At 65.8% G+C, this 14,822-nt stretch carries 13 protein-coding genes; 7 read left to right on the forward strand and 6 right to left on the reverse strand.

The features are described from left to right. The first annotated feature begins 65 nt into the window (after positions 1-65). The 4 genes from KVX96_RS18860 to KVX96_RS18875 are packed head-to-tail and all read left to right on the forward strand — an operon-like array spanning position 66 to position 3,915. Positions 66-947, forward strand: coding sequence for an ABC transporter permease subunit (locus tag KVX96_RS18860; protein WP_261196397.1), 882 nt, complete (start codon positions 66-68; stop codon positions 945-947). An 11-nt stretch (positions 948-958) separates the two neighbouring features. After that, positions 959-1,855 (forward strand): ABC transporter permease subunit, encoded by an 897-nt coding sequence (locus tag KVX96_RS18865; RefSeq protein ID WP_261196398.1) that lies wholly within the window; start codon positions 959-961, stop codon positions 1,853-1,855. A 12-nt stretch (positions 1,856-1,867) separates the two neighbouring features. Further along, complete coding sequence (locus KVX96_RS18870) at positions 1,868-2,908, forward strand: ABC transporter ATP-binding protein (protein ID WP_261196400.1); 1,041 nt, start codon at positions 1,868-1,870, stop codon at positions 2,906-2,908. Further along, a complete protein-coding gene (locus KVX96_RS18875) occupies positions 2,905-3,915 on the forward strand; it encodes an endonuclease/exonuclease/phosphatase family protein (RefSeq protein ID WP_314733147.1) in 1,011 nt (336 codons plus the stop codon). Before KVX96_RS18870 ends, KVX96_RS18875 begins: the two co-directional genes overlap by 4 nt. Before the next feature lie 97 nt (positions 3,916-4,012). Here the strand turns inward: KVX96_RS18875 and KVX96_RS18880 are convergent, their stop codons facing one another. From KVX96_RS18880 to KVX96_RS18900, 5 genes are all read right to left on the reverse strand, one after another. Further along, a complete protein-coding gene (locus KVX96_RS18880; RefSeq protein ID WP_261196402.1) occupies positions 4,013-4,990 on the reverse strand; it encodes an ABC transporter ATP-binding protein in 978 nt (325 codons plus the stop codon). After that, positions 4,987-5,946, reverse strand: coding sequence for an ABC transporter ATP-binding protein (locus KVX96_RS18885; protein WP_261196403.1), 960 nt, complete (start codon positions 5,944-5,946; stop codon positions 4,987-4,989). The genes KVX96_RS18880 and KVX96_RS18885 overlap by 4 nt, the downstream gene beginning before the upstream one ends. Then, positions 5,943-6,878 (reverse strand): ABC transporter permease, encoded by a 936-nt coding sequence (locus tag KVX96_RS18890; protein WP_261196405.1) that lies wholly within the window; start codon positions 6,876-6,878, stop codon positions 5,943-5,945. Before KVX96_RS18890 ends, KVX96_RS18885 begins: the two co-directional genes overlap by 4 nt. Then, positions 6,875-7,804 (reverse strand): ABC transporter permease subunit, encoded by a 930-nt coding sequence (locus KVX96_RS18895; protein ID WP_261196407.1) that lies wholly within the window; start codon positions 7,802-7,804, stop codon positions 6,875-6,877. Before KVX96_RS18895 ends, KVX96_RS18890 begins: the two co-directional genes overlap by 4 nt. Positions 7,805-7,891: 87 nt before the next feature. Next, the gene (locus KVX96_RS18900) at positions 7,892-9,508 is read right to left on the reverse strand and encodes a peptide ABC transporter substrate-binding protein (RefSeq protein WP_261196408.1); all 1,617 of its coding nucleotides are present in this window, start codon (positions 9,506-9,508) and stop codon (positions 7,892-7,894) included. 330 nt (positions 9,509-9,838) lie between these two features. On the opposite strand from KVX96_RS18900, the gene KVX96_RS18905 reads away from it, so the two are divergent. Together KVX96_RS18905 and KVX96_RS18910 are read left to right on the forward strand one after the other, a co-directional pair. Further along, positions 9,839-11,134 carry a hypothetical protein gene (locus KVX96_RS18905; RefSeq protein WP_261196409.1) on the forward strand — a complete coding sequence of 432 codons (1,296 nt, stop codon included), beginning with the start codon at positions 9,839-9,841 and terminating at the stop codon, positions 11,132-11,134. After that, complete coding sequence (locus KVX96_RS18910; RefSeq protein ID WP_261196410.1) at positions 11,134-11,901, forward strand: hypothetical protein; 768 nt, start codon at positions 11,134-11,136, stop codon at positions 11,899-11,901. The genes KVX96_RS18905 and KVX96_RS18910 overlap by 1 nt, the downstream gene beginning before the upstream one ends. Before the next feature lie 6 nt (positions 11,902-11,907). Here the strand turns inward: KVX96_RS18910 and KVX96_RS18915 are convergent, their stop codons facing one another. After that, positions 11,908-12,948 (reverse strand): DUF475 domain-containing protein, encoded by a 1,041-nt coding sequence (locus KVX96_RS18915; RefSeq protein ID WP_261196411.1) that lies wholly within the window; start codon positions 12,946-12,948, stop codon positions 11,908-11,910. A gap of 118 nt (positions 12,949-13,066) precedes the next feature. On the opposite strand from KVX96_RS18915, the gene KVX96_RS18920 reads away from it, so the two are divergent. Next, positions 13,067-14,755, forward strand: a complete 1,689-nt coding sequence (locus tag KVX96_RS18920) for an SMP-30/gluconolactonase/LRE family protein (protein WP_261196412.1) — start codon at positions 13,067-13,069, stop codon at positions 14,753-14,755. Positions 14,756-14,822: the final 67 nt, after the last annotated feature.

Below are 14,822 nucleotides of genomic sequence, written 5' to 3' on the forward strand. Positions count from 1 at the left end.
GCTCCACCCTCACACGACTGGCGGCCGCACCCCCCTGCGGCCGCCCCTTTTTTCCGGGAGTCCCCATGAAACGCGCCGGTTTCACCACGCGCTGGCTGCCCATGCTGCTTTTGCTGCCGCAGCTCGCCATCATCACGATCTTCTTCTACTGGCCCGCCGCCCATGCGGTGCAGTCTTCTTTTTTCCTGCAGGATCCCTTCGGCTTCGGCGCGACCTTCGTGGGGTTCGACAATTACACCGATCTTGCCGCCAGCAGCGAATACCTGAAGATCGCGCGGTTTACCCTGCTTTTCACGCTTCTGGTGACATTCTTTTCCCTCGCGCTGGCGCTGCTGCTGGCGGTGAAGGCCGACAATGTGATCCGGGGCGCGAAAACCTACCGCACGCTTCTGATGTGGGTCTATGCCGTGGCCCCGCCGGTGGCCGGGTTCATCGGGCTGATCATGTTCAACCAGAGCTGGGGCCCCCTCACCGAGGCCGCCCGCGCGATTGGTTGGGATTTCAAACTGGGGGTGAATTTCACCGATACCGCCGCCGCGATGGTGCTTGTTTCGGTCTGGAAACAGGTGCCGGTGAACTTCATCTTCTTCCTCTCGGGGCTGCAATCCATCCCCAAGGCGGTGCGCGAGGCGGCGCTGATCGACAACGGCTCCGCCACCTCCCGTTTCTGGGGCGTGACCTTCCCGCTGCTCGCGCCGACAGGTTTTTTCCTGCTGATCGTCAACATCACCTATGCGCTGTTTGATACCTTCGGCATCGTCGACACGATGGTGAAGGGCGAGCCCGGCAACAACCCGATGACGCTGGTTTACAAGGTCTATGTGGACGGCTTCCGGGGCAATGATCTGGGCGGAAGCTCGGCGCAATCGGTGGTGCTGATGGTTCTGGTACTTGCGCTGACGGTGTTCCAGTTCCGCCTGATCGACCGCCGCATCCATTACACCTGAGGCAATACGCGATGACAGATGTTCTGCAACAGGCCCCCGCGATCCCCGCGCCGCGCCGCCGCGGCTTCCGCCTTGGCCGCGTGGTGGATCACGCGGTGCTGATCCTCGGCGCGCTCTTCATGCTGGTGCCGCTTCTGGTGGTGCTGCAAACCACCACCACCAGCGATCTGGACACGATCAAACACGGCCCCCAGCTGGTGATCGGCGATCAGATGGGCGCGAATTTCAAATCCGCCATGTTCAAGGCCTCGGGCTTTTCGGGCGAGAACACCGGCGTGTCGATGCTGGCGAACTCGCTGATCCTTGGCCTCGGCTTTGCCCTTGGCAAGATCCTGATCGGGATGATGGCGGCCTATGCGCTTGTCTATTTCCGGCTGCGCTTTGCCACCTTTGCCTTCTGGCTGATCTTCACCACGCTGCTGCTGCCGCTGGAGGTGCGCATCCTGCCCTCCTACGAGATCGCGCAGAAGCTGGGGCTGCTCAACAGCTACACCGGCCTGATCGTGCCGCTGATCGCCTCGGCCACGGCCACCTTCTTTTTCCGGCAGTTCTTCCGCTCGGTGCCCGAAGAGCTGGTGGAGGCCGCCCGGATCGACGGCGCGGGGCCGGTGAAATTCTTCATCGATATCCTGATCCCGCTGTCGCAGACGATGATCGCCGCCATGTTCATCATCATGTTCGTCTTCGGTTGGAACCAATACCTCTGGCCGACGATGATCACGACGGACGAGAGCATGTACACGCTGGTGCGCGGCATCAAGCAGCTCACGCAGGATCTGGAAGGCACCAACATCCCCGAATACGGGCGCGCCAACATGCTCGCGCTCATCGCCATCCTGCCGCCGGTTCTGGTGGTGATCTTCTTCCAGAGCTGGTTCGTCAAGGGCCTCACGGATTCCGACAAGTAAGGACGCTCAACAATGGCACATGTTTCCCTGAGCAATATTCGCAAGGTCTACCCCAATGGGTTTCAGGCCCTTGAGCGGACGGGGTTTTCCATCAAGGATGGCGAGTTTCTGGTGCTCGTCGGCCCATCGGGCTGCGGTAAGTCCACGCTGCTGCGCATGATCGCGGGGCTGGAAGAGATCACCGAGGGCGAGCTGCGCATCGGCGATCGGGTGGTGAACGACGTTGATCCGGCGGATCGCGATATCGCCATGGTGTTCCAGAACTACGCGCTCTATCCGCATATGACGGTGCGCAAGAACATCGCCTACGGGCTGAAGAACCGGGGCATCGCCAGCGATGTGATCGCGGCGAAAGTGGCGCAGGCCGCCGAGATGCTGAACCTGACGGAGTATCTGGATCGCAAGCCGAGCCAGCTTTCGGGCGGGCAACGCCAGCGGGTGGCCATGGGTCGCGCCGTGGTGCGCGATCCGGCGCTCTTCCTGTTTGACGAGCCGCTCTCCAACCTCGACGCCAAGCTGCGCCACCAGATGCGGATCGAGATCAAGGCCTTGCAGCGGCGGCTGGGGGTGACCTCGGTTTATGTGACCCACGATCAGGTGGAAGCGATGACGATGGCGGACCGCATCATCGTGATGAACGCGGGCCGGATCGAGCAGATCGGCACCCCGGCGGAGATCTACCACACCCCGGCCTCGACCTTCGTCGCGAGCTTCATGGGCGCGCCGCCGATGAACCTGCTTGAAGCGCGGCTGGAAGAGGGCGCGCTGCGCGTCAATGGTGGCACGCCGCTGCGTGCAGCCGAAGGCGTTGGCCCCGTGACGCTGGGCATCCGGCCCGAGGATGTGGAGCTGCACCCGGAGGGCGAGTTGGGCTTTGACGTGGAGATCGTGGAAGAGCTGGGCGGCCACCGCCTGCTGCACGGGCGGCTGGCCGAGCAGCCGTTCACCGTCCATATCGGGAAAGGCGGCGAGGCCAGCCCAGGTGCGATGCGGGTGCGGTTGAAGCCCGAAGCCCTGCGCCTCTTTGACCATGAAACGGGGCGCGCGCTGTGATTGAGTCTGTCGTTTCTACATTGCCGCTGGTGACGGCGGAGGAGCGCGCGGCGATCCTGTCTGCCCCGCGCACCGCGCAGGCGCATCGGGATTTGCTGGCCTCTGTCCCTGCGATGAACACGTTGCAGGTGGGCGGCACGGCCCGGGCCGCACGGCTGCCTGAACGTTTCACCGTCGCGGCCTGGAACGTGGAGCGCTGCCTGTTCCCCGAAGCCACCGCCGCCCATCTGGCACCGCTGAAGCCGGATGTGGTGCTGCTCTCGGAGGTGGATCACGGCATGGCTCGCACCGGCCAGCGCCACACCACCGAGGAAGTGGCCGCCGCCCTTGGCATGGGCTACGCCTTCGGGGTGGAGTTCCACGAGCTGGATCTGGGCGGGGCGACGGAGCGCGCCTTCTGCAAGGACGATGTCAACGCGCGAGGCTGGCATGGCAATGCGGTGCTCTCCTCGGTGCCCTTTGAAAAGCTCGCCCTGATCCGGCTGGACGATCACGGCCATTGGTTTTCGGCAGACGAGCGCGACGTGGATCCGGGCCAGCCACGCCTTGGCGGGCGGATGGCGATTGCCGCCGTGCTGCCGGGGGCGGAGGGGCCGCTCTGCGTTGTCTCCACCCATCTGGAAAGCAACGCCGATGCGGCGCATCGGGAGGCGCAGTTTTTGATCCTGCTGGAGGCGGTGGAGGCGTTTGCGCCGGGGATGCCGGTGCTGATCGGAGGCGATCTGAACACCGGTAACCACCTGCCGCCGGATTTCGATCACCGCCGCGAAACGCTTTTTGGGCTCGGCGAAGCGCGGGGTTACGATTGGGGTTTCACGGCGGACGGCCCAACAACGCGGCCCAGCCTGATCACGCCGCACCCGGACCGGGTGATGACGCTGGATTGGCTGGCGGGCCGCGATCTGGACTGCCTAGAGAAAGGGGTTCTGCCGTCCATCTCGCAAGAGGGCACGCCGCTTTCGGATCACGATTGTGTCTGGTGCCGGGCCGAGGTGGGGGGAGACTAGAGAGAGAGCCTGTCGCGCCAGCGGCAGGCACGCGCCCGCCCGCCCCACGGCGGGCGCGTTTTCGCGCCCACCCGGGCGGACGCTTAGCTCTGCAGAGTTAAGCCCCGGCGAAATGGCAGGCCACGTCGCAGCCTGCTTCCGTCAGAAGCGCGGGTTTGGTGGCCTTGCACACGTCCTGACGCTTCGGGCATCGCGATTGGAACAGGCAGCCTTCGGGCAGGTTGAGCGGGCTCGGCAGATCGCCTTCCAGCACCTGCGGCTGGACCACCACGTTCGGGTCGGGCACCGGCACCGAGGACAGCAGCGCCTGCGTGTAGGGGTGGCTCGGCGCTTTCACCAGCGCGGCGGACTCCGCCTTCTCCATCATCCCGCCCATATACATGACGAGGATGTCGTTGGAGATATGGCGCACCACACCCAGATCGTGGGCCACGAAGATCAGCGACAGCCCCATCTCCGCCTGCAGCTCTTTCAGCAGGTTCACCACCTGCGCCTGAATCGACACGTCAAGGGCGGAGACCGGCTCGTCGCAGAGCAGGATGGCCGGGTTCACCGCCAGAGCGCGGGCGATGCCGATGCGCTGGCATTGGCCGCCGGAGAACTCATGCGGGTAGCGGTTGAAGTTGCGCTGCGCGATGCCGACGCGGTCCAGCATGTCGCGCACGAGCTTTTCCTGCGCGGGCGCGTCCAGATCCTTGCGGAAGCGGGTGGCGGGCTCGCTCACGATCTCGCGCACCGTCATGCGCGGGTTCAGCGAGGCCACGGGATCCTGAAAGATCATCTGCACCCGGTGACGCAGGGCCAGCACCTCGGAGCGGCTCTGGTAGTTTACCGGTTTGCCCTCAAGCCGCACGGTGCCGCCAGAAGGCGTGACAAGCCCGGCGATGGCGCGGATCAGGGTGGATTTCCCACAGCCGCTTTCGCCCACGACGCCCAGCGTCTGGCCGCGCGCGAGCTGCAGGCTCACGCCGTTCACCGCATGGACCTTGTTCATCGGCGACCACGGGTATTTGCGGCCTTGCCGCGTGTCGAACACGACCTTCAGATCGTCGACGGTCAGGATGGCATCGCTCATGACAGGGCCTCCACGGGGCGCAGGCAGGCGCGTTTGGTGATCTCGCCGGTGAGCGCGGGCAGGGTGCTTTGGCACTCGGCCACTGCGTCCGCGCAACGGGCGGCGAAGGGGCAATGGGTGAGCGGGCGCAGCTGGTTGGGCGGACTGCCCGGGATGGCGCTCAGCTCTGCGTCGTCGTTGATGTTGGGCACGGCGCGCAGAAGGCCGCGCGTGTAGGGGTGGCTTGGCGCGGCAAACAGCGCCTTGGTGGGCGCGGTTTCCATCATCCGCCCACCATAAAGCACCATGGCGCGATCGCAGAAGCCCGCCACCACGCCCAGATCGTGGGTGATCAGCAGCACGGCGGTGTTCAGCTCGCTCTGGACCTCGTCCAGCAGGCGCATGATCTGGGCCTGCACCGTGACGTCGAGCGCGGTTGTCGGCTCGTCGGCAAGGATCAGGCTCGGCTTGCAGATCAGCGCCATGGCGATGACGATGCGCTGGCGCATCCCGCCGGAGAACTCGTGGGGGTAGGCGTCGATCCGGTTCCTGGCGTCCGGGATCTGCACCGCCTCCATCGCCTCGATGGCGCGTTTGCGGGCGGCGGCGCGGCCCAGCCCCTCGTGCAGCTCGACGATTTCCGTCAGCTGGCGGCCAACCCGCATATAGGGGTTCAGCGCGCTCATCGGATCCTGAAAGATCATGGCGATCTTCTTGGCGCGGATCTTGTTGAGCGCGGGCTGCGAGAGGGCCAGCAGGTTCTGGCCTTCAAACTGCGCTTCGCCCTCCACTTGGGCGTTCTTGGCCAGCAGCCCCATGATCGACAGCGCGATCTGGCTTTTGCCGGAGCCACTTTCCCCCACCAGCGCGACCTTCTCGCCGGGGGCGATGTCGAAGCTCACGTCGTTGACGGCATGCACATGGCCATCGCCGGTGGCAAAGCGGATGGCAAGATTGCGAACAGACAGCAGGCTCATAGGCGATCCTTCGGGTCGAGGGCGTCACGGAGGCCGTCGCCGATGTAGTAGAGGGAGACCTGGGCGATCACAAAGAAGGCCGCCGGGAAGGCCAGCTGCCAGAGCGTGCCGAAGGTCATGGTGGAAGCGCCCTCGGAAATCAGCGCGCCCCAGCTCGTGTTGGGCTCCTGGATGCCGACGCCAAGGAAGGAGACGAGGCTCTCCATCATGATCACTTCCGGCACCACCATGGAGGTGTAGATCACCACCACCCAGAGGATGTTGGGGGCGATATGGCGGAAGATGATGGCGACGTCCGACAGGCCCAGCATGCGGGCGGCGTCCACGAATTCGCGGTTTCTCAGCATCATCACCTGACCGCGCACGATCAGAAGGCCAGCCGTCCAGTTCACGAGGATGATCACGAGGATCATCTGCCCGAGCGAGCGGCCGAAGAAGGCCTGCCAGACAACGAAGAAGATGATGTAGGGCACGGAAAGCCAGATCGTGTAGGCCCCCATCACGATGCTGTCGAAACGGCCCCCGAAGTAGCCGGCGAAAGCGCCGATTGTGGAGCCGATCAGCACCGAGGCGATGCCGGCAACGAAGCCGACTAGCAGCGAGGTGCGGCTGCCCTGCACGACGCGTGCGTACATGTCGCGGCCCAGTTCATCGACGCCGAAGTAGTGGCCATTGGCGATGGAGGGGCCGCCTTCCTCCTTGATCTGGCCAAGGAGGTTCCAGTCGATTTCCTCGTAGTTCCACTGGGCGATCACATTGCCGAAGATGGCAAAGAGCACCAGCAGGAAGAGCATAAAGATCGAGACCAGTGCCATGCGGTTCTTGAAGAAGCGGGCGCGGGCGTCGGCCCAGAAGGAGCGCGAGGAGAGCATCTCCTCGGCGACATCCTGAGCGAAGTCCTGCGATTGCAGGCGGGCTTTGGCGGAGGTCACAGGGAGTCCCTCACTTTCGGGTCGATCCAGGCGTAGAGCAGATCGAGCACAAGGTTGATCGAGAAGGTCAGCACGCAATAAATGATCGCAAGGCCGAGCAGCACGGAGTAGTCGCGGCTGTAGGCACCGTCGATGAAATCCTGCCCGATGCCGCCGGTGGAGAAGAAAACGTCGATGAACACGGAGCCCGTGATCATGTAGACGAAGACCGGCCCCATGTAGGTGAGCGTCGGCAGCAGCGCCGGTTTCAGCGCATGGCGGATCAGGATGGTGCGTTCGGGCAGGCCCTTGGCGCGGGCGGTGCGGATGAAGGGCGCGTTCAGCACTTCAAGCAGCGAGCCGCGCGTCAGGCGGGCGACGCCAGCCATGTAGGAGGTGCCAAGCGCGATGGCGGGCATCACGATGTATTGCCACTGGCCGCCGTTCCAGCCGCCGCCGGGCAGCAGGCCCCAGCTCAGCGTGAACAGCAGCACCATTAAGGGCGCGAGCACGAAGTTCGGGAAGATCTGGGAGAAGATCGCAAGACCCGTCATCAGGTAATCCCAGAAGCCGTTGTGGCGCAGCGCGGCGATGATCCCCAACGGGATGCCCAGCATCAGCACGAAGACAGCCGACCAGAAGCCATAGGTCAGCGTCACCGGGAAGCCCTGTGCGATGATGTCGTTCACCGAGCGGTCCTTCTGGGAGAAGGAGGGGCCGAAATCAAAGCAGCAGACGATATTCTTGATGTAGGTGAAAAGCTGGACGTGCAGCGGCTCGTCGAGCCCGTAGCGCTTGAGCACGTTTTCCATCACCGCCGGGGGCAATGGCTTTTCCGAGGTGAAGGGGCCACCGGGGGCCAGCCGCATCAGGTAGAAGGCGAAGACAATCAGGATGAGGATTGTCGGCACCGCTGTGAGCAGGCGGCGGACGCTGTAATTGAACATGCGATCTCCGAACGAAAGACCCGCCGCCTTCTGGCGGCGGGTGCGGGGCGCTCCGGGTCGGGCGCGCCCCTGATTTGCGGGACGTGGTTACTCGGAGACCTTGTAGAGGTTCTTGGAGTACCAGTTCTGCTCGACGTTGTTCACCGGCCAGCCCTGAATGCTGTCGGCCAGCATCATGTTGGTGGAGTAGTGATAGACCGGCACCACCGGCATTTCGTCGGCGAGGATCTGCTCCACCTCGGTGTAGAGCGGCTGCGCGTCGGCGGAAGATTTCGCTTCCGTCATCAGCTCGTCCACACGGGCGTTGGAGTATTTGCCGTCGTTGTAGCCGGAGGGGCTCGTCAGCAGGTCAAGGAAGGTCGAGGCTTCGTTGTAGTCGCCACACCAAGCGCCACGGGCCATGTCGAAGTTCTGGTTGCCGCGGGTTTCGAGGAAGACCTTCCATTCCTGGTTGGACAGCTCGACCTCGACGCCCAGTTTCTGCTTCCACATCTGGGTTGCCACGATGGCAACCTGCTTGTGGGCTTCGCTGGTGTTGTAGAGGTAGGTGAAGGCGAGCTTCTCGCCGTCCGGGCCGTAGCCGGCTTCGGCCAGCAGTTCCTTGGCCTTCGCGTCGCGGTCGGCCTGGCTCATGCCGGCGTACTCCACGCTGGGCACTTCAAAGCCCGCGGTGGCGGCCGGGGTGAAGGTGTAGGCCGGGAACTGGCCACCCTGCAGCACGCGCTCCACGATCACGTCGCGGTCGATGGCATAGGCCAGAGCCTGACGGACACGGGCGTCCTTGAAGGCTTCCGGGCCGCTGACGGTGTTGAAGGTGAAGTAGTAGTTGCACAGGCGCGGCAGCGCGTAGGCTTCTTCCGCGAACTCTTCCTTAAGGGCCGGGTACTGGCCTGCCGGGATCTCGGTTTTCTCGACTTCACCAGCGCGCCAGCGGGTCAGGGCCTGCGCATCGTCGCCGATCACAAGCGTCACGACCTTGTCCAGAACGGTGTTGTCGTTGTCCCAGTACATGGTGTTGCGCTCACGGGCGGAGCGCTCTTTCAGCACGTGCTCGGTCAGCACGAAAGCACCGTTGGACACGATGTTGCCCGGGCGCGTCCATTCCTTGCCGTGGGCATCGATCGCCCATTTCGGGGCCGGGAATGTGGTGGCGTGGGTCACCATCTTGTCGAAATAGGGCAGCGGCTGGCTGAGCTTCACGACGAGCGTCGTGTCATCCGGCGCGGAGACGCCCAGATCGGTGATCGGCTTCTCGCCCGCGATGATGGCGGAGGCGTTCTCGATCGACATCAGCTCCATGAACCACGCGTAGGGGGAGGCCAGCTCCGGATCTACGGCGCGCTGCCAGGCGTAGACGAAATCGCCAGCGGTCACCGGGTTGCCGTCGCTCCACTTGGCGTTGTCGCGCAGCGTGAAGGTGTAGGTCATGTTGTCGGCGCTGACTTCGTGGCTCAGCGCGACGCCCGGAACGTTGTTGCCGTCGGCGTCCTGGTTGTAGAGGCCTTCGAACAGATCGCGGACCACTTCGGAGCCGTTCACATCCTCAACGACCTGCGGGTCGAAGGAGGAGAACTCGTCCAGCACCCGGTAGGTGAAGGTCTGATCTGCGGCGAGATTGGTGCCCTCGGGGACGTCTGCGGCGAAGGCAGCGGTGCTGAGAGCGGTGGAAAGCATAAGCGCGGAAAGCGCGAACGAACGCGACATTGTCTGTCTCCCTGTGTGTTCGGATGCTTCAGTTGAGATGAAAACTTGGGCGGTTTTCAAGATACAACTTACGCGAATGGGCGGCTCCGCGCCGATCCAGACCCGACGTCAGCATTTATTTTTTGCGCGAAAAAACCAAACTGGCAACTTTGGCTGCCAAAACGGAAGCGGCTGCGGCGCGGCCTGTGCAAACTGGGCAGTGTGGCTGAGCTTTGGCGGGGGTGCGGGAATCAGCGCGCAGGGCGACAGCGCCTTGCCAATCTGGCCCGAAGCCCACAGGTATGACAGGGCAGCGCCCCGGCAAGGGGCGCAACATTGGGCGGAGGCGACATGAGCGAGACGAAGAGCGGCCTGACGGCGGAAGAGGCCAAGGGCCTGCGCACCGCCAAGGAACTGGAAGGCCATCTGCGCTGGCTCGACTCCTTCACCTCGGCCGCCCTTGGCGTGCTGGCCGTGGCCTCGGGCATCTACACCTACCTCGGCGTTTCCTCCCTGCTGGAAGACAACGGCGCGATCACTTTCATCGCCGCCGTGGCCTATTCCATCGCCGTATCGGTGGGGATCTTTGTGTTCTGGAGCTACATGTTGCGGCTCCTGCCGGCGATGCGCACCGCGGGGGGGTTCATCGGCCTCACCGTAGCCACGGTGGTCGGCTCGCTGGCGATCATTGCCATGTCGAGCTGGCTGAACGCCGCCGCGCTGGCGGGCTCGGCGGCGGTGGAGCAGCATCTGGAGAACACCGTGCGCGATTACCAGCAATCGCTGGAACAGGCCCATGACATTGCCCTTGGCGGGCAGGCCTTGGGGCGCGAGGTTGAGCGCGCGCGCCAGAGCTTTGAGGAATTGGCCGCACTGGAGCAATCGGGCGATCTCTCCGGCACGGCGGGGCGCGGGGCCGTCTTCCGCGTGCTTACCCAGAAAAGCGAGGAACTGCGCAACCTCGAAGAGCAGATCGCCGCGCAGCAGCCGCTGATCGAAGAGGCCTTTGAACGCGGCAATGCAATTCTGGCCCGGATGCGCGAGCTGACCGTCGCTCCCGGCCCGGTGGACCTCCGCTCGGTGCAGTTCTCGGAGGAAAGCGTGAAGCTCGCGGGCGTCATCTCGCAGCTGAACCAATATAGCGTGGCCCCGCTGGTGGCCCGCGCGGCGGAGGATCTGCCGGCCTCGGTGGTGCTGCCGGAGCTGGACGGGCGCTCCACCTCGGTGCGCGATGCGCAATCGGCCACCATCACATCGGTGCTGAACGCGCTGGATCAGCGCAGCCGCACCCTGCGTACGGCGGCTGAAGAGGTGCTGGCGATGGAGCCGCCGATCCAAACGGCCTACAACCCGATCTCCCGCGCCGATGCGGTGGTGCGCTATGCTGGTAACTTCGCGCCCAGCTGGGCCGGGGCCATCGCGATAGACCTTCTGCCGGCCGTGCTCGTGTTTGTGCTTGCGATCACGCAGGCCGCGATCCGCTCGGGCCGCGACGGCATGAGCATTGAGGAAACCCTCACGCTGGCGGATCTGAAGGCGGCGATGAACGCCATGAAGGATGTGGAGATCACCATGGGCGCCGCCGATGCCGCCCTGCAGGAACGCGCGAGCGCGAAACCCGAGCCCGACAAGGGCGGCGCGGGCTGATGGCTCTGGACGTTGCCCGGGGCCTGCGCCTGATCCTCGTGGCGCAGCTGGCGATGGCCGGTGTTCTGGTGGCCGCCGATGGGCTGGGGGCCTTGTCGGGCCTGTTCACGCCGTCCGCGCCCTTGCCCACCGGCCCTGTCTCCCCCGGCGATCAGACGCGCGAATACCGCCCCGACCGCACCCTGCCCACGCTGCGCCGCCCCGATGCGCCGCCGGGGCTGGAGCTGCCGCAGACCTTCTCTGACCGGCTGGAATTCGAGGAGCGGGAGATCGAAGGGCTTGGCAATGTCCTGCTGCTGTCGGGCACCATCGGCGAAGGCGACGCCGCGCGCTTCGCCGCCCATCTGGCCGAACGCGCCACACCGCCCGCCCGCATTGCCCTGCACAGCCCCGGCGGGATCGTGATGGAAGCTCTTGAGATCGGCCGCCGGATACGTGCGGACGGGCTCGATACGGTGGTGCCCTCCGGGGCCTATTGCCTGTCGAGCTGCCCCTATATCCTTGCCGCCGGGCCGGACCGCGCCGTGGGGCAGGGGGGCGTTGTGGGGGTGCATCAGCACTACTACGAGCAGCCGAAGTTTCTACCAGTTGTGATGGCGGTGGAGGGCATCCAGTTCGGGCAAGGGGAAACGCTGGAGTACCTGCTTGAGATGGGGATCGCGCCTGCTCTCATGGTGTTCTCGCTCAAAACCCCGCCCGAGCAGATCTATGCGCTAGTCGAGGAAGAGCTACTCGACACAAGGCTGGCGACAGAAATCCTACCTTAGCGCGGCTCAGCCCCCCGGTACCCGCGCCTCCTGCGCGCGCAGCGAGGCCACGAGGGCGGCGAGGATGATCGCCACGCTGACCGTGCCAAGCGCCAGTTCCGGCAGGTGCACGGCGGATTTCAGCAGAAGCCCCGCCGAGAGCAGGAAGACCGAAAGAAACGCGCCGTTCTCAAGGTAGATGAAGCGCGAAAGGGTGCGGAACTCCACGAGGATGATCGTGAAGGCGCGCACATACATCGCGCCGATGCCAAGGCCGATGGCGATGAGGAAGAGGTTGGTCGTCAGGGCGAAGGCCCCGATCACCCCGTCGAAAGAAAAGCTGGCGTCGATCATTTCGAGGTAGAGGAAGCCGCCCAGCCCGGCGCGGGCGCTGTCGCTGACGGCGGGCCTGTCGAGCACCTGTGCGAGGGCCTCCAGCGCGAGGAAGGCCGCCACGCCCGCCCCGGCAGCGAGCAGGAACTCCAACTGACGGCCCGCAGGCTGCAGGGTGGCAAAGCCCGCCGCGACGGCGAGCGCCACCAGCGGCGGCGTGATGTGGCCGCGCCCAAGCCGCCGCAGCAGCACCTCGACACCGGGCAGCCACGCGCCCTGCGCCGATTGCTGTCCGAAAAACGAGAGCGCCACCAGCATCAGGAACACCCCGCCGAAGGCGGCAATCGAGGGATGCGCGGCGGTGATGATCTCGGCGTAGCGGGCGGGATCGTTCACCGCCACATCCACCGCCGCCCAGGGCGCGATCCGCGCGGCGACGCAGACGATCGCCAGCGGAAAGACGATCCGCATCCCGAAGACGGCGATCAGGATGCCCCATGTCAGGAAGCGCCGCCGCCAGAGCGCGCTCATATTGTCCAGCCGGTTGGCGTTGACCACGGCGTTGTCGAAGGAGAGCGCGATTTCCAGCCCGGCAAGGATCAGCGCGGTGGCCACGAAGCCCACGGCTTCCGCGCCGCCCGCCGTCATGCGCTGGCTCAGGGCCGCGGCGGCGGCGAGGCCGAGGAAGGTCACCAGAATCGGGGCGCGCAGGTGGCTGCTGGGGGTGGGCGGCATGGGGTTTGGTCTCCTTGGAGCGGGGCAGGGCTGGCCAAGGGGATAGCCAAAGCCACGCCGCTCTTTCCCGGCGCGCGGGTTCGTGTTCCACTGAGCGAAACAGAGGCGGGAGGAGCCGATGGCAGAGGAGGCAGGCGGCGCGCGGCTGCTGGCGCGGGGGTTGAGCGTGCTCACAGCCCTTGGGGCCGCGCCGGGCGGGCTGAACTCGGCGCAGATTCAGGCGCGCACGGGGCTGGCGAAGGCGACGCTCTCGCGCATCCTCGCCACGTTGCGGGAGGCCGGGTTTGTGCGGCTGGGGGCGGATGGGCGGCGCTACACGCTGGGGCCGCAGCTTTTCGATCTGACGGCGGCGGCGCAGCCGGATCTGGCGCAGCGCGTGATCTTCCGTGCTGAAACCCAGCGGCTCGCCGATCTGCTGGAGCGCCCGGTGCGGCATTGGCGGCTGGAGGGCGCAAGCCTGCAGGCCGAGGCGCTGATCCTGCCCTTCGGGATGGAGTCCGCGGGCGCGGCGGCGCAGGCGCAGGCGCCGCAGAAGATCGCGCTGGACCGCTCCGCCGCCGGCACCGCCGTGCTGGCCGCGATGCCGCCGGAACGGCTCGCGCGGCTGCTGCCGGATCTGCCGGAATATTCCGCGCGCAACAGCGATCTGTCGCTGCGGCTTGGCGTCTGTGCCGCCACCGGCTTTTCCACATGGGACACCGGCGAAAGCCGCCATGACATCGCCGCCGCCGTGATCGACGCCAGTGGCGCGCCGGTCGCCGCGCTTTGCGTTGCCAGCTTGCCCGGCGAGGTGAGCGAGGCCGAGCGCCACCGGATCGGGCGGCAGGTGGCGCTGGCGGCGCAGAAGGTCTCGATGGGGCGAAACCTGGGGCCGCGCAAACGCGATGTGAAAACGCCTCTGCCCAAGCCCACCAAGGCCGCGCTGTCCGCCGAGATCGCCGTGATGGCGGGCGTGCCTGAGCCCGACAAGGTGGGCACGAGCCCGGCCTGGGACGCGCGCAGCCAGCGGCTGATCTGGGGCGACAGCCTTGGCGGTGCGCTGAACTGGCTGGCCCCCGGCGGGCAGGCGGGGCGGCTGCCTTTCGCCAGCCTGCCCGGCGCGGTGGTGCCCTTCTCCGGTGGGCGCGCCATCGTCGCCTCGCGGGATGGCATCGCCATCGTGGATTACCTGACAGGCCGCCGCCACGCCCTGAGCCACCCGGAGCCCGAAGACCCTCTGCGCCGCTTCTCTGTCGCCCGCGTCGGCCCGGACGGGCGGCTCTGGGTCGGCACATTGCAGCCCGCCGCGCCGGAAAGCACGGCGGAGGGGCGGCTTTACGCCTTCGGGCAGGACGGTAAGATCGAGAAGATGCTCACGCTGGAACGCGGCGTGAAGGGGCTTTGCTGGAGCCCGGACGGGGCCTTCCTCTATCTCACCGAGGCGGGCTCCCAGACGATCCTGCGCTTCGAGATGACCCCGCGCAACCACCGCCCGGCCCACCCGCGCCGCTTTGCACGCCACACGGGCGCGGGCACGCCCAACGGGATCACGGTGGATGCCGAGGGCTGCCTCTGGGCGGCGATCTACGGCGGCTGGCAGATCCTGCGGTTTGATCCCTCAGGCCGCCTGATCGGCAGCATCGATCTGCCGGTGCCGCTGCCCACGGGCCTGTGCTTTTTCGGCCGGAGCCTGCAGGAGCTTTTCGTCACCAACTGCCGCATGCATGTGCCTGCCGAGATCCTCGACGTGGCAGGGCAGGCAGGGGTGCCTTTGCGGATTCGGGTGCAGGCGCAGGGGGTGGCGCAGCCGGAGTTTCGCATGCCGTGACGCCCCCGCGCCGCCCGCGCGTTTCACTAGATGGAACAAAATTCACGCTCGCTTCTGCGCTTTGTGC

Source organism: Pseudoruegeria sp. SHC-113 (genome assembly GCF_025376885.1).
GTDB lineage: Bacteria > Pseudomonadota > Alphaproteobacteria > Rhodobacterales > Rhodobacteraceae > Pseudoruegeria.

Coding starts and splice junctions, on each gene's coding strand:
- KVX96_RS18900 (WP_261196408.1), bottom strand. CDS start 9,508: ATGTCGCGTTCGTTCGCGCTTTCCGCGCTTATGCTTTCCACCGCTCTC.
- KVX96_RS18915 (WP_261196411.1), bottom strand. CDS start 12,948: ATGCCGCCCACCCCCAGCAGCCACCTGCGCGCCCCGATTCTGGTGACC.
- KVX96_RS18870 (WP_261196400.1), top strand. CDS start 1,868: ATGGCACATGTTTCCCTGAGCAATATTCGCAAGGTCTACCCCAATGGG.
- KVX96_RS18880 (WP_261196402.1), bottom strand. CDS start 4,990: ATGAGCGATGCCATCCTGACCGTCGACGATCTGAAGGTCGTGTTCGAC.
- KVX96_RS18865 (WP_261196398.1), top strand. CDS start 959: ATGACAGATGTTCTGCAACAGGCCCCCGCGATCCCCGCGCCGCGCCGC.
- KVX96_RS18885 (WP_261196403.1), bottom strand. CDS start 5,946: ATGAGCCTGCTGTCTGTTCGCAATCTTGCCATCCGCTTTGCCACCGGC.
- KVX96_RS18895 (WP_261196407.1), bottom strand. CDS start 7,804: ATGTTCAATTACAGCGTCCGCCGCCTGCTCACAGCGGTGCCGACAATC.
- KVX96_RS18905 (WP_261196409.1), top strand. CDS start 9,839: ATGAGCGAGACGAAGAGCGGCCTGACGGCGGAAGAGGCCAAGGGCCTG.
- KVX96_RS18860 (WP_261196397.1), top strand. CDS start 66: ATGAAACGCGCCGGTTTCACCACGCGCTGGCTGCCCATGCTGCTTTTG.
- KVX96_RS18910 (WP_261196410.1), top strand. CDS start 11,134: ATGGCTCTGGACGTTGCCCGGGGCCTGCGCCTGATCCTCGTGGCGCAG.
- KVX96_RS18920 (WP_261196412.1), top strand. CDS start 13,067: ATGGCAGAGGAGGCAGGCGGCGCGCGGCTGCTGGCGCGGGGGTTGAGC.